General features: G+C 72.9%; 16 protein-coding genes. 6 read left to right on the plus strand and 10 right to left on the minus strand.

The annotated features are described in order from the left end of the window. Window positions 1-76 precede the first annotated feature (76 nt). The gene (locus ACJX2R_RS45245; RefSeq protein ID WP_044567614.1) at window positions 77-466 is read right to left on the minus strand and encodes an RNA-binding S4 domain-containing protein; all 390 of its coding nucleotides are present in this window, start codon (window positions 464-466) and stop codon (window positions 77-79) included. A gap of 30 nt (window positions 467-496) precedes the next feature. Between ACJX2R_RS45245 and lpdA the strand changes: the two genes are divergently transcribed. Beyond that, window positions 497-1,897 (plus strand): dihydrolipoyl dehydrogenase, encoded by a 1,401-nt coding sequence (gene lpdA / locus ACJX2R_RS45250; protein WP_413104836.1) that lies wholly within the window; start codon window positions 497-499, stop codon window positions 1,895-1,897. 123 nt (window positions 1,898-2,020) lie between these two features. Further along, complete coding sequence (locus ACJX2R_RS45255; protein WP_413106117.1) at window positions 2,021-4,615, plus strand: SpoIIE family protein phosphatase; 2,595 nt, start codon at window positions 2,021-2,023, stop codon at window positions 4,613-4,615. Window positions 4,616-4,632: 17 nt separating this feature from the next. On the opposite strand, the gene ACJX2R_RS45260 is transcribed toward ACJX2R_RS45255, so the two are convergent. From ACJX2R_RS45260 to ACJX2R_RS45285, 6 genes are all read right to left on the minus strand, one after another. Beyond that, a complete protein-coding gene (locus ACJX2R_RS45260) occupies window positions 4,633-5,631 on the minus strand; it encodes an MBL fold metallo-hydrolase (protein WP_413104837.1) in 999 nt (332 codons plus the stop codon). Between the two features lie 137 nt (window positions 5,632-5,768). Next, window positions 5,769-7,271 (minus strand): glutamate synthase subunit beta, encoded by a 1,503-nt coding sequence (locus ACJX2R_RS45265; RefSeq protein WP_413104838.1) that lies wholly within the window; start codon window positions 7,269-7,271, stop codon window positions 5,769-5,771. Between the two features lie 38 nt (window positions 7,272-7,309). Next, entirely contained in the window at window positions 7,310-8,368 is a 1,059-nt protein-coding gene (locus tag ACJX2R_RS45270; protein WP_413104839.1) for an NAD(P)H-dependent flavin oxidoreductase, read from the minus strand. Further along, window positions 8,368-9,108 carry a CoA-transferase subunit beta gene (locus ACJX2R_RS45275; RefSeq protein WP_413104840.1) on the minus strand — a complete coding sequence of 247 codons (741 nt, stop codon included), beginning with the start codon at window positions 9,106-9,108 and terminating at the stop codon, window positions 8,368-8,370. The genes ACJX2R_RS45270 and ACJX2R_RS45275 overlap by 1 nt, the downstream gene beginning before the upstream one ends. Continuing rightward, on the minus strand, window positions 9,105-9,953 hold the full coding sequence (locus ACJX2R_RS45280) for a CoA transferase subunit A (protein ID WP_413106118.1): 849 nt from the start codon (window positions 9,951-9,953) through the stop codon (window positions 9,105-9,107). The genes ACJX2R_RS45275 and ACJX2R_RS45280 overlap by 4 nt, the downstream gene beginning before the upstream one ends. 21 nt (window positions 9,954-9,974) lie before the next feature. Beyond that, a complete protein-coding gene (locus ACJX2R_RS45285; RefSeq protein ID WP_413104841.1) occupies window positions 9,975-10,730 on the minus strand; it encodes an enoyl-CoA hydratase family protein in 756 nt (251 codons plus the stop codon). Window positions 10,731-10,809: 79 nt separating this feature from the next. Here ACJX2R_RS45285 and ACJX2R_RS45290 point away from each other — a divergent pair, with 79 nt between their 5' ends. The 3 genes from ACJX2R_RS45290 (at window position 10,810) to ACJX2R_RS45300 (ending at window position 13,852) form a co-directional block, all read left to right on the plus strand. After that, entirely contained in the window at window positions 10,810-11,625 is an 816-nt protein-coding gene (locus ACJX2R_RS45290) for an SDR family oxidoreductase (protein WP_413104842.1), read from the plus strand. 1 nt (window position 11,626) lies between these two features. After that, window positions 11,627-12,541, plus strand: a complete 915-nt coding sequence (locus ACJX2R_RS45295) for an SDR family oxidoreductase (RefSeq protein WP_413104843.1) — start codon at window positions 11,627-11,629, stop codon at window positions 12,539-12,541. Between the two features lie 132 nt (window positions 12,542-12,673). Next, a complete protein-coding gene (locus ACJX2R_RS45300) occupies window positions 12,674-13,852 on the plus strand; it encodes a serine hydrolase domain-containing protein (protein WP_413104844.1) in 1,179 nt (392 codons plus the stop codon). 145 nt (window positions 13,853-13,997) lie between these two features. Here the strand turns inward: ACJX2R_RS45300 and ACJX2R_RS45305 are convergent, their stop codons facing one another. Then, the gene (locus tag ACJX2R_RS45305; RefSeq protein WP_413104845.1) at window positions 13,998-14,990 is read right to left on the minus strand and encodes a patatin-like phospholipase family protein; all 993 of its coding nucleotides are present in this window, start codon (window positions 14,988-14,990) and stop codon (window positions 13,998-14,000) included. Window positions 14,991-15,044: 54 nt separating this feature from the next. Next, a complete protein-coding gene (locus ACJX2R_RS45310; RefSeq protein ID WP_413104846.1) occupies window positions 15,045-16,139 on the minus strand; it encodes a GDSL-type esterase/lipase family protein in 1,095 nt (364 codons plus the stop codon). Between the two features lie 153 nt (window positions 16,140-16,292). Here ACJX2R_RS45310 and ACJX2R_RS45315 point away from each other — a divergent pair, with 153 nt between their 5' ends. Then, the gene (locus ACJX2R_RS45315) at window positions 16,293-17,915 is read left to right on the plus strand and encodes a phytoene desaturase family protein (protein ID WP_413104847.1); all 1,623 of its coding nucleotides are present in this window, start codon (window positions 16,293-16,295) and stop codon (window positions 17,913-17,915) included. Between the two features lie 5 nt (window positions 17,916-17,920). On the opposite strand, the gene ACJX2R_RS45320 is transcribed toward ACJX2R_RS45315, so the two are convergent. After that, on the minus strand, window positions 17,921-19,144 hold the full coding sequence (locus ACJX2R_RS45320) for a transglycosylase family protein (RefSeq protein WP_413104848.1): 1,224 nt from the start codon (window positions 19,142-19,144) through the stop codon (window positions 17,921-17,923). Window positions 19,145-19,374 lie beyond the last annotated feature (230 nt).

A 19,374-nucleotide genomic window follows, 5' to 3' on the forward strand; every position in this document is an offset into this window, starting at 1 on the left:
GGCGGTACACGTACGCCTGCGGCGGGAGGGGACAGCACCGATACGCGGTTCCGCCGCGCGGTCCGCCGGACACCCCCTAGCCGAGGCCCCCGGGCGTGCCGCGCAGCCGCTCCATCTCGCGCCGGTCGCGCTTGGTGGGGCGGCCCGTGCCGCGGTCGCGCAGCCCGATCGGCACGGTGTGCTCGCGCGGAGGCGGCGGCGGGCTGTTGTCCACGTAGCACTCCACCGCCACCGGCGCCCCGACCCGCTTGCGCACGATGCGCGAGACGACCACGATCCGGTCGCGCCCCGCATGGCGCAGCCGCACCTCGTCCCCGGACCGCACCGTGTGCGCGGGCTTGACGCGCTCGCCGTTGACCCGGACGTGCCCCGCGCGGCAGGCCGAGGACGCCATGGAGCGCGTCTTCGTCAGCCGCACGGACCAGATCCAGCTGTCCACCCGTACGGACCCCTCGTCTGAAGCCATACCCCGACTCTAATGTCTAAGGTGCGACGCATGAGCGCACATTTCGACGTGGTGGTCCTGGGAGCCGGACCGGGTGGCTATGTCGCCGCGATCCGCGCCGCTCAGCTGGGCCTGACCACGGCCGTGGTCGAGGAACGCTACTGGGGCGGCGTCTGCCTGAACGTGGGCTGCATCCCGTCCAAGGCCCTGCTGCGCAACGCCGAGCTGGCCCATCTGTTCATCCACGAGGCCAAGGACTTCGGCATCCGGGTGAACGGCGATGTCACCGTGGACTACCGCGACGCGTTCGAGCGCAGCCGCAAGGTGGCCGACGGACGGGTCAAGGGCGTCCACTATCTGATGAAGAAGAACAAGATCACCCAGTTCGAGGGGCGGGGCGCCTTCACCGGCCCCCACGACATGCTGGTCACCCGCTCCGGCGGCGGCACGGAGACGCTCACCTTCGACCACTGCGTGATCGCCGCGGGCTCGATCACCAATCTGCTGCCCGGCACCTCCCTCAGCGAGCGGGTGGTCACCTACGAGGAGCAGATCCTCTCGCCCACCCTGCCCGGCAGCGTCCTGATCGCGGGCGCGGGAGCCATCGGCGTGGAGTTCGCGTACATCATGCACAGCTACGGGGTGCAGGTGACGCTGGTGGAGTTCATGGACCGGATCGTGCCCCTGGAGGACGAGGAGGTCTCCGCCGAGCTGACCCGGCGCTTCCGCAGGCTCGGCATGAACATCCTCACCTCCACCCGGGTGGAGGCGATCAACGACGCGGGCCCCGCGGTCAAGGTCATGGTGACCACCGGCGGCCAGCGGCAGACCCTCCAGGCCGCCCGGGTGCTCCAGGCCATCGGGTTCCGGCCGCGGGTGGAGGGATACGGTCTTGAGCACACAGGTGTCCGGCTGACCGAACGGGGCGCCATCGGCGTCGACGGCCGGTGCCGCACCAATGTGCCGCACATCTTCGCCATCGGCGACGTCACCGCCAAGCTGATGCTGGCGCACGCCGCCGAGGCCATGGGCATCGTCGCGGCGGAGACCATCGCCGGGGCGGAGTCCATGGAGCTGGACTATGTGATGATCCCGCGCGCCACCTTCTGCCAGCCGCAGATCGCCAGCTTCGGCTGGACCGAGGCCCAGGCGCGCGAGCGCGGTTTCGACGTCCGGGTGGCGAAGTTCCCGTTCACCGCCAACGGGAAGGCCCAGGGGCTCGGCGACCCCGTCGGCTTCGTGAAGCTCATCGGCGACGGCCGCCACGGCGAGCTGCTGGGCGGCCATCTCATCGGCCCCGAGGTCACCGAGCTGCTGCCCGAGCTCACCCTCGCCCAGCAGTGGGATCTCACCGCGCACGAGGTGGCCCGCAATGTCCACGCCCATCCGACCCTCAGCGAGGCGGTGAAGGAGGCCGTCCACGGGCTCGCCGGACACATGATCAATTTCTGACCGCGAATGCTCCCGCCCCGGCCGCCACCAGGTGTGCGACCCGCGGATGTGCGTTAGACAGAGCATGTGAAAGTGCGCTCGGCGCTGGGCTCGCGCAGTGTCGGCGGGCAGGTGTTCGCCCTGATGCTGATCATCGTGACGCTCCTGGTGCTCGCCGCGGGGGCCACGCTGTCCCTCCAGGCGCGCGGCAGCCGGGAGAGCCAGGCCCGGGCCCGTGCCCTGACCGTCGCACGGGCCGTGGCCGTCGCCCCCGGCGTCCAGCAGGCGCTGGAGTCCCGCCACCCCGCCAGGACCCTCCAGCCCTACGCCGAGAAGGTCCGCAAGCGGGCCGGTGTCGACTACATCGTGGTGACCACCCCCCGGGGCATCCGGTGCAGCCATCCGAACCCCAAGCTGATCGGCAAGCGCGTCGACCGCGGCCTCTACCCGGCCACGGTGGGCCGGGCCTTCACCGACAAGACCCCGGGCGTCACCCGCCCGGCCGCCTCGATCCGGGCAGCCGTTCCGGTCACCGACTCCCGCGGCCGGGTGATCGGCATCGTCAACGCCGGGGTCTCCATCCCCTCCGTGGCCCGTACGGTCAGCCGCCAACTGCCGGTGATCTACGGCTCCACGGCCTTCGCCCTCCTCCTGGGCGGTGGCGGCGCGGCGCTCGTGGCCCGGCGGCTGCGGCGGCAGACCCACCGGCTCGGCCCCGCCGAGATCACCAGGATGTACGAACACCACGACGCCGTGCTGCGCTCGGTCCGGGAGGGGGTGCTGATCCTCGACGACGAGGGACGGCTGCTGCTCGCCAACGACGAGGCGCTGCTCCTGCTGGGTCTCGCACGCGACTCGGACGGACGGCAGATCACCGACGTCGGCCTGCCCCCGGAGATCGCCGGGCTGCTCGCCTCCGGCCGCGAGGCCACCGACGAAGTGTACGAGGTCGGGCACCGGCTGCTGGCGGTCAACCAGCGCCCGGCGAAGCGGGCCGGACAGCCCTGGGGCAGCGTCGCCACCCTGCGGGACACCACCGAGCTGCGTGCCCTGACGGACAAGGCCGACCGGGCCTACGCACGCCTCCAGCTGCTGTACGAGGCGGGAGTCCGCGTGGGCAGCAGCCTCGACATGGAAGGCACCGCCGAGGAACTGACCCGGGTCGCCGTGCCGCGCTTCGCCGACTACGCCACCGTCGATCTGCACGAGGCCGTCCTGCGCGGCGAGGAGCCGGGCGACCGGGACTCGCCGCTGCGCCGGGCCGCCTTCAGCGGCATCCGGCAGGACCCCCCGCTGCGCCGGGTCGGTGAGCGGGTCTCGTCCTTCCCCGTCACCCAGCGGGCCGGTGGCACCGGTCAGGCGCGCGTGTTCGACGTCGGCGAGCTGCCGTCGCACCCCGGCTGGACACCCCAGGACCCGGAGCGGCTGGGGTGGGTGAGGGAGTACGGCATCCACTCGCTGCTGACCGTTCCGCTCAGCGGGCGCGGCGTCCGGCTGGGCCAGGCGGCGTTCTGGCGCTCGGGGAACACCCCGCCCTTCGACGAGGAGGACCGGACCTTCGGCGAGGAGCTGGCCGGTCAGGCGGCCGTCGCCATCGACAACGCCCGCCGCTACGCGCGCGAGCACGCCACCACCCTGGCCCTCCAGGAGAGCCTGCTGCCGCGCGGCCGCCCCGAGCAGCAGGCCGTCGTGGCCGCCCAGCGCTATCTGCCCGCCCCCGGCGGGGTGCGGGGCGACTGGTTCGACGTCATCCCGCTGTCCGGGGCCCGGGTCGCCCTCGTCGTCGGCGATGTCGTCGGCCACGGACTGCACGCCGCCGCGACCATGGGCCGGCTGCGCACCGCCGTGCGCAACTTCTCCGTCGTGGACCTTCCCCCCGATGAGCTGCTCGCCCGGCTGGACGACGTGGTCGACCAGCTCGACCGCGAGGAGACCGGCCCCGGCGCTGGGGCAGCCGGCGCCACGTGTCTGTACGCGGTCTACGACCCGGTCTCCCGGCACTGCACCCTGGCGCGGGCCGGGCATCCGCCCCCGGCCCTGGTCCACCCCGATGGCTCGGTGACCTTCCTCGACCTGCCCGCGGGACCGCCGCTGGGGCTCGGCGGACGGCTCTACGAGGCGGCCGAGACGGAGCTGCCCGAGGGCAGCCGTCTCGTCCTCTACACCGACGGGCTGGTCCAGGACCGCGAACGGGACATCGAAACCGGGCTGGACCAGTTGCGGGACGCCCTCACCGACGCCGACCCCGACCCGGAGCGGGCCTGCGACACCGTGATGGCCGCCCTGCTCTCACCGCGGCGCACCGACGACGTCTGCCTGCTCATCGCCCGCACCACCGCGCTGGACGCGCGCCGGGTGGCCTCTTGGGATCTCCCGGCGGACCCGGAGGTCGTGGCCAGGATGCGGGCGGCCGTCGCCCGCACCCTGGCCGAGTGGCACCTGGAGGAGGCCGCCTTCACCACCGAGCTGGTGGTCAGCGAGCTGCTCGGCAACGCCATCCGGCACGCCGTGGGCCCCGTACGGCTGCGACTGCTGCGCAACCGGGCGCTGATCTGCGAGGTCGCCGACGGCAGCACCACCGCGCCCCATCTGCGCCGGGCGGCCACCACCGACGAGGGGGGACGCGGACTGTTCCTCGTCGCCCAGATGGTCCAGCGCTGGGGCACCCGCTACACCAGCCAGGGCAAGATCATCTGGACCGAGCAGGATCTCCCGGCCGGGGCACGCGCCCTGCGGTGACCAGGTTGACCAGGTGGTCAGGCCGAGGGCGCCGGCGTGTCCTCGCGCCGCTCCCATGCCACCTGGGCCAGGTCGGCCATGGTGGTCACGAGGTCCGCCGCCTCCTCGGCACCGTTCAGATGCCGGTACTCCGAGCCCACCGTGATCACCAGCCGCTCGGGCAGGCCCAGCGACGGATAGGTGTTCTCGGCGATCAGGGTGCGGGCGGCCTCCAGGGCCGGTACCCCGGCCGTGTGCAACTGCCGGGTGCGGTCCCGCAGATGCTCCAGATAGCCGATGTGGCCGCGCACTCCCTCCCGGTCGAGGACCGGGCCATGGCCGGGCACGATCACCTCGGCCCCGGTCTCGAGCACCCGTTCGCACGCGGCGATCACATTGGCCAGCGGGCCCGCCCAGTGCACCGCGTGGTCGCCCGGGTCCCGGGGGCCGGAGGCGAAGATGACATCGCCGGTGAACGCCACCTTCTGCCGCGGCAGATACGCCACCAGATCGCCCGCGGTGTGCGCGGATTCCAGACTGAACAGCCGCACCGGCACCTGGCCCACGCGCAGGTCGAGCTCGCCTACGAAGGTGAGCGTCGGCTCCACCACCTCGGTGGCGGACCAGTCGAACCGCCCGAAGTGCCGCTGGAGGTACCAGCCGAGCGGAGTCGCCGGATCGCTGCCGTGCACCAGGCCGTGCAGCTGCTGCGGCGAGGGCTCGTACTCGATGTGGCCCAGCGCCTCACGGGTGGCCACGATCTCCGCGTCCGGTACGACCTCAGCGCCCCACAGGTGGTCGCCATTGGCATGGGTGACGATCACCCGCTCGATCCGGCCCCCGTCGGGCAGCAGGGCACGGCTGTGTTCGAGGAACTCACCGGCCATCCGGCGGTCGTAAGGGCTGTCGACCCAGGCGGCGTGGCCGTCGGGCGAGACGATCAGACCGCAGTTGGCCAGACCCCAGCCGGCGCTCGGGGTCGGGGACCAGATGTGCACACCGTCGGCCACGGTGAGGAGGGGGGATTGCGAGATCATGGACGCACACTATGCCCGCGCCGCGCCCCCGCGGCAGGCGGCCCGCCCCGCCCGCGTCAGTTCCCGGCCACCCGGCCACCGCCGCGCCGGACCGTCATCGGCAGGTCGGTCGTCGGGCCGTCTCGGCAGGTCGGTGGTCAGGCCGTCATCGGCAGGTCGGTCGGCCCGATCGGCGCCGGGAGCGTCGTGGAGCCCGCGAGATAGCGGTCCACGGCCGCCGCGGCCGAGCGGCCCTCGGCGATCGCCCAGACGATCAGCGACTGGCCACGGCCCGCGTCGCCCGCCACGAACACCCCCTCCGCGCCGGTGGCGAACGACGCGTCACGGGCGACGGTGCCGCGCTCGTCGAGTTCGAGACCGAGCTGGTCCAGCAGCTCTCCGTCCCGCTCCGGGCCGCGGAAGCCGAGAGCCAGCAGCACCAGATCCGCCCGCAGCACCCGCTCCGTGCCCGGCCCGGACTCCCCATCGGCACGGGCCCCGACCAGACGCAGCGCCCGGACACCGCCGTTCGGCCGCCCCGCGTCCGGTGGGGTCCCCTCGAAGCGGACCGTGGTCGCGGCGAAGACCCGCGCGTCCACGTCCGCCTCCGGAGAGGCCGCCAGCTCCCGCGCCTCCTCATGGGCGGCGGACATCCGGTAGATCTTGGGGTAGGTGGGCCAGGGCTCGCCCTCGGTCCGCTCGTCGCCGGGCCGGGGGTGGATGTCCAGCTGGGTCACGGAGACGGCGCCCTGCCGCAGCACCGTGCCCAGACAGTCCGCGCCGGTGTCCCCGCCGCCGACGATGACCACATGTTTGCCCTCGGCGGTGATCGGCGGCCGGGCGTAGTCGCCCTCCAGCACCCGGTTGGCCATCGGCAGATACTCCATCGCCTGATGGATCCCGGCCAACTCCCTTCCCGGGACGGGGAGTTCGCGCCAGGCCCGGGCGCCCACGGCTATCACGACCGCGTCGTAGCGCGCCCGGAGCTCGGCGGCATCCATATCGGTGCCGACGTCCACGCCGGTGCGGAACTTGGTGCCCTCCGCGCGCATCTGCTCCAGCCGCCGGTCCAGGTGGCGCTTCTCCATCTTGAACTCGGGGATGCCGTAGCGGAGCAGTCCGCCCGCCCGGTCGTCGCGCTCGTACACCGCCACGGTGTGCCCCGCACGGGTGAGTTGCTGGGCCGCGGCCAGGCCCGCGGGCCCCGAGCCGATGACGGCGACGGTCCGGCCGCTCAGCCGGTCCGGTGGCTTGGGGGTCACCTGGCCGCTCTCCCAGGCCCGGTCGGCGATGGCCACCTCGACGTTCTTGATGGTGACCGCCGGCTGGTTGATGGCCAGCACACAGGCGCTCTCGCAGGGGGCCGGGCAGAGCCGGCCGGTGAACTCGGGAAAGTTGTTGGTGGCGTGCAGCCGCTCGCTCGCGCGCAGCCAGTCGTCACGGGATACCAGGTCGTTCCACTCCGGGATGAGGTTCCCCAGCGGGCAGCCCTCATGGCAGAAGGGGATGCCGCAGTCCATGCAGCGGCCCGCCTGGGCGCTGATGATCGGCAGCAGCCCGCCGGGCGCGGGAACCTCGTTCCAGTCCCGCACCCGCTCGTCCACCGGACGCCGGGGCGGAAGACGACGGGGTGTGGTGAGGAAACCCTTGGGGTCGGCCATGACGACCTCCCATTACCCGTGTCATGGTCTGGCCGCTTTCACCCCACTGTACGACCGCTGGTCAGCCGGTCCAGGGTCGTCGCGGCCTCGGCCATGATCCGGTCCACCAGCTCAGCGCAGGAGGGCAGATCCTCGATCACACCGGCCACCTGTCCCGAGGCCATCACCCCCGTGTCGGTGCGGCCGTCCACCATCGACGCCTTCAGCAGCATCGGAGTGGTGGCGGCCAGCAGAACCTGGCTCCAGGTGAGGTCCTTGCCGTGCCGCATCGCCAGCCCGTCCCGCACCATCCTCGGCCAGCTCAGCCCGGCCAGCCGCCGGAACGCGGCGGCGTGGCGCACCGCGCGAAGGAGCGCGGCGGCGCGGCCGGAGCGCTCGAGGGAGTCGACCAGCTCGCTGCGGAGCATCCGGTGGGGGAGTCCGTCGACCGCCGTGGTGACGGTGACATCGGTGACCGCCGCCGCCAGATAGCGCGTCTTCACCGCGTCCGGGACCGTGCTGTCGGAGGTGAGCAGGAAGCGGGTGCCCATGGCGATCCCCGCCGCCCCGTAGGCGAGCGCGGCCGCGAGCCCCCGTCCGTCGTGGAAGCCGCCCGCGGCCACGACCGGGATGTCCACCGCGTCCACGACCTGGGGGAGCAGCACGGTGGTGGCCACCTGCCCGGTGTGGCCACCGCCCTCGGAGCCCTGCACCACCACCGCGTCCGCGCCCCAGCCCGCCACCTTCTCCGCGTGGCGCCGCGCGCCCACGGACGGGATGACCACCACGCCCGCGTCCTTCAGCCGGTCGATCAGCTCACGCCTGGGAGCCAGCGCGAACGAGGCGACCCGCACCCCCTCCTCGACGATGATCCGCACCCGCTCCCCGGCGTCTCCGGCGTCGGCGCGCAGATTGACACCGAAGGGCGCGTCGGTGCGGGCGGCGACCTCGCGCACGGCCGAGCGCAACCGCTCGGGCGACATGGTCGCGGAGGCCAGGATGCCCAGCGCCCCGGCGTTCGCCACGGCGGACACCAGCCGGGGCCCGGCCACCCACCCCATGCCCGTCTGGACGATGGGATGGCGCACCCCGACGAGCCGGGTCAGCGGGGTTTCCATCAGGACGGCACCTCCCGCTCGCGGGCCCCCTCCGGGTCGATGACCTCCCGGATCAGCCGCAGCTCGGCGGGGGTCGGCTCCCGCGTGCACGGTACGTCGTCGGCGATGTCGAGCGGGAAGCCGGTGGCCTCCCGCACCGCCTCGGCGGTCACCCCCGGATGCAGGGAGCGCACCCGCAGGGTGTGGTCGGGCGTGGCGAAGTCGAGGACCGCCAGATCGGTCACCACACACCGGAGGTCATGGAAGCGGGCCGCGGCCGGCCCCGCGGCCGCCACCCGGTCGTATCCCACCCCGCACACCATGTCGACGCGTTCGACGAAGACCCGCCGCGAGTGCCGGGGCACCCAGTAACTCGTGGGGTTGTTCAGGGTGTTGACCGGCGCTCCCCGCACCCCCAGCAGTTGCCGTTTGGGCCGCTTCCAGTCGCCGACGCAGCTGATGTTCTGGTTGCCGTGGCGGTCGAGCTGGCTCGCGCCCATCATCACATGGCGCCGGCCGCCGGTGACCAGCGCCAGATGCGCCCGGTACGGCAGCCACCCCTCCACCACCTCCGGATCGCCGCCCACGATCATCGCCTCGCCGTCCGTGAGCAGCAGCCCGGGCGCGAAGGTGAGCTTGGCCAGCCGGGCGCCGACCCTGGGCACCGCGCCCATCGGGGCGGCCAGGATCTCCCCGTCGCCCCGCCATGCCTCGGCACAGGCCACCACGCAGTACTCGGCCCGGGTCACCCCGCCGGTCATGTGCCCTCCCTCCCGAACGCCGCCACCGCGGCCCGGTACCGCTCCTCGTCCCCGGACAGAAACCGCTTCGTGAACTCCCGCCACGCCTCCGGGTCGGCCGCGGCCTTGGCGTACGCGCTCTGGAACGCCTCGTCCCGTCCGTAGTCGGGCACGCAGGAGGTGAAGTGCGCGCCTCCCGGGGTCTCGACCACACCGGTCACCGTATACCGCTTGACCAGCAGCGTCCGCGGGCCGCCCGCGTCCGCGAACTCGGCGGTGGTGACGACGCGTTCACAGGAGAGATACGCCTCCGCGGCCGCCTCGCAGAACAGGTCGTCGAAGTACGGATCGGGCCCGAGGTACTGCCCGTTGCCCTGCGCGTCCGCCCGGTTGAGGTGTACCAGCGCCACGTCCAGCCGCAGCGCGGGCATCGCCACCAGCTCCTCACCGTCCTCGTACGGCGATGTCACCGTCCGCAGCCCGGGGTTGACCGTCATGACGTCCGAGCCGAGGCCCGCGCGGACGGGCAGGAACGGCAGCCGGTGCACGGCGGCCGTCAGCCCCCACATCATCATCGACTCGTCCAGCTCGGTCAGTTCGATGTCCCCCCGCTCGCGCGCCGCCCGGAAGTGCGGCTCCAGGGGGATCGAGTCGAGCGTCGCGAACGCCGTCACCAGCTTGCGGATCTTCCCGGCGGCGGCCAGCAGCCCGACGTCGGGGCCGCCGAAGGAGACCACGGTCAGATCGGTGACCTCCGACCGCAGCAGGGCGCGGACCAGCGCCATGGGCTTGCGCCGCGACCCCCAGCCGCCGATCCCGACCGTCATACCGCTGCGGATCCGGCCGACGACCTCCTCGGCCGTCATCGTCTTGTCGGCCAACGCCGCTCACCCCTTCCCGGTGCTCCTGGCGACGAACGCGTCGCGGTGCCCGTCGGACAGGCCCGCCAGATTGGCCTCGAAGGTGAAGCCCTGCTCGAAGCGGTAGCTCCGGCGCACATCGACCGGATCGATGCCGTTGATGGCCGCCTTCGCGAGCCGCAGCAGCCCACCGTCCTTGGCGGCGATCTCGCCCGCCAGCTCCAGCGCCGCCTCCCGCAGCCCGGCACGCGGCACGACCCGCCACACCGAGCCATGGCGGTGCAGCTCCTCGGCCGTCGCGGTGCGCGCGGTGTAGTACAGCGCGCGCATCAGCTGGAGCGGGACCAGCCGCGCCAGATGGGTGGCCGCGCCCAGTGCGCCGCGGTCCAGCTCGGGCAGGCCGAACGTGGCGTCCTCGCTGGCCACGATCGCGTCGGCGTTCCCCACGAGACCGATGCCACCGCCCAGGCAGAAGCCGTGGACGGCGGCGACGACCGGGACCGGGCAGTCGTAGACGGCGGCGAACGCCTCGGCGCATCCGTGGTTGGCGCCGATGAGCGCCGTATGGCCCTCGGCCGCCTGGATCTCCTTGATGTCCACGCCCGCGTTGAAGCCCCGGCCCTCGGCGGCCAGCACCACACAGCGCACCGACGGGTCGGCGCCCGCGGTGCGCAGCGCGTCGGCCAGCTCGTACCAGCCCCGCACGGGGAGGGCGTTGACGGGTGGGAAGTCCATGGCGACCAGGCGGACGCCGGCCGCGGGGTCGGAGGTGGAGACACCCATGAGCAGATCCGATACCTTTCCACCAAACATTTGTTAGGTGGAAAGGTAGCAGCGCTCATCGCGCAGCGGGAGGTGTCTCGTGGCAGTCACCATCGATCTCGCCGGGCGCGTCGCCGTGGTGACCGGCGGCACGCGCGGCGTCGGAGCGGGGATCACCCGGGCCCTGCTCACCGCCGGGGCCGAGGTGGTGATCTGTGCGCGCTGCCCACCCGGCAAACCCATCGAGGCCGAAGGGCGCACGGCGCGCTTCGAACCGCTCGACATCCGGGACCCGGAGGCCGTCGAGGCGTTCTTCGCCCGGCTGCGCCGCTCCCACGGACGGCTCGACCTGCTGGTCAACAACGCCGGAGGAAGCCCCTACGGGCTGATCGCCGAGGCCGGGCAGCGGCGCGCGGCGCGCGTCGTCGAACTCAATTTGATCGCTCCCATGACCGTCTCCCTGAGCGCCTACGAGCTGATGCGCCAACAGGAGGACGGGGGCTCGATCGTGATGATCGGCAGCGTCAGCGGCACCCGGCCGTCCCCCGGCACCGCACCCTACGGAGCCGCCAAGGCGGGCCTGGAGAACCTGGCACGCACCCTGGCAGTGGAGTGGGCCCCCGCGGTCCGTGTCAACACACTCGTGCTCGGCATGGTCCGCACCGAACTGTCGCATCTGCACTACGGGGACGAGGAGGGCATCGCCGCCGTCGGCCGGACCGTGCCGCTCGGGCGGATGGCCGAGCCCGTCGAGGCCGGAGACGCCTGTGTGTTCCTCGCCTCCGGGCTGGCCGAATACATCAGCGGCGCCAGCATCGCCATCCACGGAGGCGGGGAGCGCCCCGCGTTCCTCGAAGCCGCCAACGTCAACCAGCCGGCCTCCGGCACCGGCCGGGCAGAACCACGGGAGGACTGAGATGAGCGGACTGTGTGACGGGCGCGTCACCGTCGTCACCGGAGCGGGCCGCGGACTCGGGCGGGCGCACGCGCTCGCCTTCGCCGCCGAGGGCGCGAAGGTCGTCGTCAACGACCTCGGCGTGGCCCCGGACGGCGACGGGGCTTCGGCGGGCCCGGCCCAGCAGGTCGTCGAGGAGATCCGGGCCGCGGGCGGGGAGGCGGTGGCGCACGGCGGCGACATCGCCACCGCAGACGGCGCCGCCTCCCTCGTGGCCACCGCCCTGGACACCTACGGCCGGCTCGACACCCTCGTCAACAACGCCGGATTCCTGCGCGACCGCATGCTCGTCAACCTCGGCGAGGACGAGTGGGACGCGGTGGTCCGCGTCCACCTCAAGGGCCACTTCCTGCCGCTGCGGCACGCCGCCGCCCACTGGCGCGCCGAGGCGAAGGCGGGCCGCACCCCGGTCGCGCGGGTGGTCAACACCAGCTCCGGGGCCGGGCTGCTGGGCAGCGTCGGACAGGGCAACTACTCCGCGGCCAAGGCCGGGATCCTCGGCCTGACCTCGGTGGCCGCCGCCGAACTCGGCCGCTACGGGGTCCAGGTCAACGCCATCGCCCCGGCGGCCCGCACCCGGATGACGGAGACGACGTTCGCCGGTGACATGGCCGCACCGGACGACCCCGCCGCCTTCGACGCGATGGCCCCCGCCAATGTCTCACCGCTCGTCGTCTGGCTCGGCTCGGCCGCCTGCGCCGGGGTCACGGGCCGGGTCTTCGAGGCCGAGGCCGGGCGGATCACCGTCATGGAGGGCTGGCGGCCGGGCCCCACCGCCGACAAGGGCGCCCGCCGGACCCCCGCGGAGGCGGGCGAGACCGCGCGGAAACTCCTCGCCGGAGCCGAACCGCCGGGGCCGGTGTACGGGGCACCCTGACGGGCCGCCCGGCCGCTACGGGGTGGGGAAATCCCCCGTACGGGACGGGCGGCAGCGGGATGGGAGCCCGGTGCGCCGCGACGGCACGATGATCCGCGAACGGCACACCGGAACAAGGCAAGGAGCGGGGTCGTGGGAGTTCGGGCGAGGGGCCTGGCGCTGTGGGCGGGGATCGGCGCGCTGGCGGTGACGGCGACCGTCACCATCGCCACGGCCCAGGGGGAGTCGGCCGGGCCGTCGGCGCCGTCCGGCTTCGAGGAGGCCGTCGGCCAGACGGTGAAGGACGGGTTCCCGGGCGCGGTGGCCTACGCGCGGCGCGGCGGCGACGAGTGGCGGACGGCGGCCGGGGTCGCGGACAAGGCGACCGGCGAGAAGGCCCGGCCGGGGCAGCGGTTCCGGATCGCCAGCAACACCAAGGCGTTCGTCTCCACGGTCCTGCTGCAACTGGAGGGCGAGGGACGGCTCTCACTCGACGACAGCGTGGAGAAGTGGCTGCCGGGCGTCGTCCAGGGGAACGGCAACGACGGTAAGGCCATCACCATCCGTCAGCTGCTCAACCACACTTCGGGGATCTACGACCCCACCACCGAAGCCTCGTTCTTCGCCCCCTATCTGGAGGACGGCGACCGTGACCACGTCATCACCCCGCGCGAGGTGATCGCCCGCTCGGTCGCGCACGAGCCGGAGTTCGCGCCGGGGAAGGGCTGGTCGTACTCCAACACCAACTATCTGCTCGCCGGGCAGGTGATCGAGGCGGTGACCCACCGCTCCGCGCCCGCCGAGATCGACCGCAGGATCCTCGCCCCGCTCGGGCTGAAGGACACCTCCTTCCCGGTGACCGATCCCGAGGTGCACGGCTCCCATCTGCACGGCTACGACCTCAAGGGCCGCGATATGACGCGGTTCAGCCCCTCCTACGACTGGACCGCCGGAGCCATGATCTCGACCGTGGACGACCTGGCACGGTTCGAGCGCGCACTCTTCGGGGGCAAGCTGCTCCGCCCCGACCAGCGGCGCGAGCTCAAGACCCCGGTGAAGTTCCCCGACGCGCCCGCGTACGGACTCGGGGTGCAGCGCATGGAGGTGCCGTGCGCCACCGGGGAGGGGAAGAAGGCCGATCCGCTCACCGCCTGGGAGACCGACGGCGCGGGCCCCGGCTACACCAGCGTCTCCCTCACCACCGCCGACGGTCAGCGCCAACTGGTCCTGGCGGCCACCGTCTACGACCTCGCCGCGGAGCTCAGGGGCGAGGCGCCCGTACCGCGGAGCAAGGGCCTGCTGAAGGCGCAGACGGCGGCTCTTTGCGACTAGCCCCGTCCCGGCGCGGCGGATGACCGGGCGGACGCCCGCGCACATCCGGGTTGTCCGGGCGGGGTCTGGGATGGAGCCCCAGTTGAGGGAAGGGGCGGGGAGGGGAAAAGAACCGCCGGACATCCCGTGGCCCCGGTCGCTCCGCTCAGGAACGGGCCGCCGGGGCGAGCTGGGCCACGATGGCCCGGCGCCCCGCCTCAAGAGCCTCCTCGAGCAGAGCGCTGTCCGTTTCCAGACGGCTGACGGACGGCGCCGCGGCATCGGGGCGGACCGACAGCACCGCGGGGTCCGTGGGCGATTCCGCGGTGTCGGTGTCGTAGACCGCCAGCAGCCGGTCGTCGTCGGCGAGCCGGGCGGGCCGGTTCAGGAAGGCGGCGCGGAACTGGGGGGTGTACTGGCGGAAGGCGACCGCGGCGACCAGCCGGGAGCCCATCGACGGGGTGGCCCGGAGCGCCGCGTCCTGGACCGGCGGCCGGCTGCGCAGGACGAGGACGTGGGTCGCGCCGTCCCGCAGCGCCTGGCGGAACGGGATCGACTCGGCCAGGCCCGCGTCGTAGAAGCGGCGGCCGCCGATGGTGACCGGGCCGCCCGCCAGCATCGGCAGCGCGGCGCTCGCCCGCAGCGCCAACCGGAGGGCGACCTCATCCGTCAACTCGCCGTGCAAATCGACCGGTTGGCCGGTTTCGAGATCCGTGGCCAGCGGATGCAAGGCGAGGGGCGCGGCCAGCACCGAGGCGTAGTCCAGCGGGAATTGACGGATGTAGACCTCTTCGATCAGCGTCTCGATATCCACCATGGGGCGCCCGCGCAGCAGATTGCGCTTGCGGATGAGAGCACTGGCGAAACGGGGGTCGGCCCAGCCGCGCAGGCCCTCCGGCCGCGAACTGACCAGCCAGGCCGCCGAGATGGCCCCCGCCGAGGCCCCGTACACCGCGTCGAACGCGGTCAGCAGCCCCAGCTCGTGCACGGCCAGCGCCATCCCGGCCGAGATCGTGCCCCGCATCCCGCCACCCTCGATCGCCAGGGCCACCCGGTATCCGTCCGCACGCGCCCCGGGGCGGCTGCCCGCCTCCGCCCGGTCGGCGAGGACCTTCATCAGCCGGTGGCGGTCGAGGCCGCGCTGGGACTGCTCCGTCACTTCTTCTTCTCCTCGAGGGGCGATTCGGGCTGAAGGGGCCGGTGTTCCTGGGCGCTACTCCGCCGTGGCCGTCGTCAGTATGGGCACACAGCCGGCCCGCCGCAGAAGGGTGCTGAAGCGCGAGGCGAGGACCCGATGGCCGTCCGCCGCGGGATGCAGCCGGTCCGACCCCTCGGCCTCCAGCATCAGCCGCGTATGGACGGGGCCGAAAGCGTCGGGGCCGTGGAGGTAGCGCAGCCGCGTGTCGCCGTGGTCGCGAAGCAGGGTCACGGCCCGGCGTATGTGCGCCCGGCACTCGCGCATCGTCATCCCCGAAGGACCCGGCACCTCCTCCCGCTCGGGCGCGGTGATCGTGGACATCACGGCGAACGGGGTCGTGGGGTGGCCCTCGCGCACGGTGCGGACGAAACCTATGAGCGCCGAGACCAGCGCGTCGCGGTTGTGGCTGCCGAGCGCCTGGACATTGACCCCGACGCAGAGGGTGAGCAGATCGGCCGGCAGATCCCGCATCAGCCGCGCCGTCATGGGCTCCAGACAGCTGGACCTGCCCAGGGCCAGCGAGGTGAGATCCCAGCGGTTCCGCCGGGCCACCAGGGCGGTCCAGGTCCGGCTGGGGGACGCGGCGCCGCGCCCCTGCGAGATGGAGCTGCCGCAGTGGACCCAGCGCGGCCGCGGCCCGGGCTCGTCGCCCTCCACGGCCGAGCCCGCCGCCACGGACAGTCCGCGCAACCGGAACTGATGGTAGAAGGGCAGCCACAGCTCGACCGCCGCCATCCGCCCCGGCAGTCCGTCGCACCGGAACTCGGCGTCCCCGCCGTGGGTTTCCAGCTCCACGGTGCCCGCCCGCCGCCCGTCGCACACCACATCGAGGCGGGCCCGCTCCTCGGGCCCGTTCAGCGTGGGCGCGGGATCGGCCTGGTAGCGGCAGCCGAGCGAGGGGCTGTCGGTGCGCAGCGTCACCCGCACCCCGGACGGCATCGCGGCCCGGCCCAGCCCGCCCTCGGGGAGATACAGCGCCGCCTCCTCGCGCGGCAGCCGCCAGGGAGCCGTCCACCCGGGGCCCGGCCGCAGGGACACCGCGCCCCGGTAGCGCAGCCGGGGATCGTCGTGAGGGATGTCGAGCGAGGCGCTGGCGGGGCGGGGCTGCATGCTCGCGAGTCTGACACCCGCCTCGGACATGTCGGGGAACCACGCGTCGTGCGAGTACCGAGGGCAGCCCGTCATTCAGTATCTTCGCCGCATCCTTCGCGTAGCATGCTGAAATTGGATAAAACCACTGCGCGATGGCAGGAGGAACCCCGGATGGCCGAGGCAGACGCCGTCGTCGTCGGGTCCGGGGTCAACGGCCTGGTGGCCGCCGCGGAGCTGGCCCTGGCCGGATGGTCCGTCATCCTGGTGGAGCGCGAACCGGACATCGGCGGGTTCATCGCCACCGAGGAGCGCACCCTGCCGGGCTACCTCCACGACACCTACTCCTCCTGGCATCCGCTGTTCGTCTCAGGACCGGCGTTCGCGCGTTTGGGGGAGCCCCTGCGGCGGCATGGGCTGGAGTACCGCAACACCGATGAGTGGACCATCGCGAGCGTGGCCGACGACGGCAGGGTCACGCTTGCGCACCGCGATCCCGAGCGCACCGCCGAGGGTTTCGCGCACGAAGCGGACCGGGCCGCGTATCTGGCCGCGCTCGGCCGGCTGGGTGCCGACATGGCGGCGATCGGCGGCCTGATGGGCGGCGAACTCCGCTCACCGGCCGCCCTCCGCCACGTGGCCGTCCTGCTGCGCGGCGGCGGGCGGCAGGGGGTGGAGCGGTGGCTGCGCTCGGTGGCCACCAGCGGCCGTGGGTACCTGCGCGCGGAGTTCCGCGGGGACGAGGTGGACCATCTCTACGCCCCGTGGCTGCTGCACGCGGGGCTGTCGCCGGACCACGCGTCGGGCGGATTCCTGGTGCCGCTGTTCGCCGCCACTCTGCATGGCGCCGGGGTGCCGGTGGTGGCCGGGGGCGCGGGCCGGTTCCTCGACGCCTTCAGGTCGCTGCTGACGACGACGGGCGTGCGGCTGGAGACCGGCACCCGGGTCGACCGCGTCCTCGTCGAGCGGGGGCGCGCCGTGGGAGTGGCGGCGGGCGGCCGGGTCTTCCGTGCCCGCCGCGCGGTCCTCGCCTCGGTGACCCCCACCGCCCTCTACGGCACCCTCCTGCCGGAGGGCTCGGTGCCCCGTGAACTACGCGACGAGGCGCGGCGGTTCCGCTACGGCCGCGCCGCGATGCAGATCCATGTCGCGCTGTCCGAGCCGCTCGGCTGGCGCGACGCACGGCTGAACACGGTCCCGCTGGTGCATCTGACCGACGGTTCGGGCAGCACCGGTATCGCCTGCGCCGAGGCCGAGGCGGGTCTGCTGCCCCGGCGGCCCACGGTGGTCGTCGGGCAGAGTTACGTCCTGGATCCCGGCCGGGTTCCGCCCGGGGCCGCAGCGCTGTGGTTGCAGTTGCAGGAGGTGCCGTCCATCCCGCGCGGCGACGCGGCCGGTGAGCTGGACACCGCTCAGGGCTGGACCCCGGAGCTGACCCGGGGCTACGCCGACCGGGTGCTGAACCGGATCGCCGGGCACACGCCCGATCTGCCCGGCAAGGTGCTCGCCGTCGATGTCATCGCGCCCCCTGACCTCGCGCGCCGGAACCCCAACGCACCCGGCGGCGACCCGTACGGTGGCTCCCTCGAACTGGACCAGAGCCTTCTCTGGCGGCCCCTGCCCGCTTCCGGACGGCACGCGACCGATATTGACGGCCTCTGGCACATCGGCGCGTCCACTCACCCGGGGGCCGGGCTGGGCGGTGTCTCCGGGCACATGGTCGCCACCGCGCTCACCAGAGGGCCGCGATTCGCCCGTCTGCCCCGGTTCTCACCGGGGCGACGGGTGAGAGGCTGACGCCGTCAGAGGCTGACGCCGTGTGACCGCAGATAGGCGAGCGGATTGATGTCCGAGCCGTAGCCGGGGCCGGTGCGGATCTCGAAGTGGAGATGCGGTCCGGTGGCATTGCCCGTCGAGCCGGAACGGCCGATCTGCTGGCCTCCGTTGACGTTCTGCCCGGCCCGCACCGACAGCTGCGAGAGATGGGCGTACTGGCTGTACTTGCCGTCCGGATGCCGGATGACCACCTGATAGCCGTACGCGTCGCCCCAGCTGGCCGAGACCACATGGCCCGAACCCACGGCCTTCACGGAGGTGCCGATGCCCACGGGGAAGTCCACGCCCGTGTGGTAGCCGCTCGACCAGCTGGAGCCGGCCGCCCGGTAGGCGGTGCTCGGGCTGACGCCGCTGACGGGGGCGGTGAAGCCCGAGGCGACCACGGGCTTGGTGGCCCGCTCCCGGCTGGTGTGCTTCTCGGCCTTCGGGTGCGGCGCGGGCTTCGGCTTCGGCTTCGCCTTGGCCTTGTGATGGGGCTCGGGTTCCGCCTTGGGCTTGGCGGTGGCCTTACCGCCCTTGAGGGAGAGCTTCTGGCCGGGGTAGATCAGATCGGGATCGCCGCCGATCGTCTCGCGGTTGGTCTCGTAGAGCGCCTTCCAGCCGCCGTTGACGTCGTGGGTGTCGGCGATACGGGACAGCGAGTCGCCGCTGACGACCACATAGCGGCCGGACTTCGTGGAGGCGCGCCCCGGGAGGCTGGTGGGCGTGGGCTTGCTCGCCGCCTGCTGGGCCTTCTCCGGCCGATGGGTCTGTTTGACCGGGGCGGCGGCCGTCCTGACGGTCTTCTGGGCACTCTGCCGCGGCGCCGCGTCGTCCCGCGTCAGACCCGCCTTGTCCGAGCACACCGGCCACGCGCCGGGGCCCTGGCCGTCGAGCACCTTCTCCGCGATCGCGATCTGCTGGTCCCTGGTGGCCAGATCGGCCCGTGCCGCGTACGCCGTGCCGCCGTAAGCCTCCCATGTGCTCTGGGTGAACTGGAGCCCGCCGTAGAAGCCGTTGCCGGTGTTGATGTCCCAGTTGTGGGTGGACTCGCACTGGGCCACCTTGTCCCAGGTTTCGCCCGAGGCCGCGGACGCGCCCGCGGCGCCGACGAGTGGAAGGGCGATTCCGGCGCCGCCCGCCGTGACGCTCAGTGAGGCACGGGAGATGCGGTTGGGCTTGTAGCGGCGGTGGCGTCCCCGTAAGGGCATGGACGGCTCCTTCTCGTGCTGCCGGGTGCGGCGAGCTGCCGGGCGGGCCAAAGATAAGGGGGCCGATTTGGGCCAAACAAGAGGGAGTTCACCTGGAAAGAGGGCCACAGCGCGCTGTGCTGCGGCCCTCTTCCGCTTATGTGATGTGCATCACATGAATTCAATGGGTGGTTCGGGCGGGACACAGGGTGACCGGCCCACGCCCAGCGCATGGATGGTGGCCGCGCGCA

Source organism: Streptomyces sp. Inha503, assembly GCF_047215865.1.
GTDB classification, from domain to species: Bacteria; Actinomycetota; Actinomycetes; order Streptomycetales; family Streptomycetaceae; genus Streptomyces; species Streptomyces lycopersici.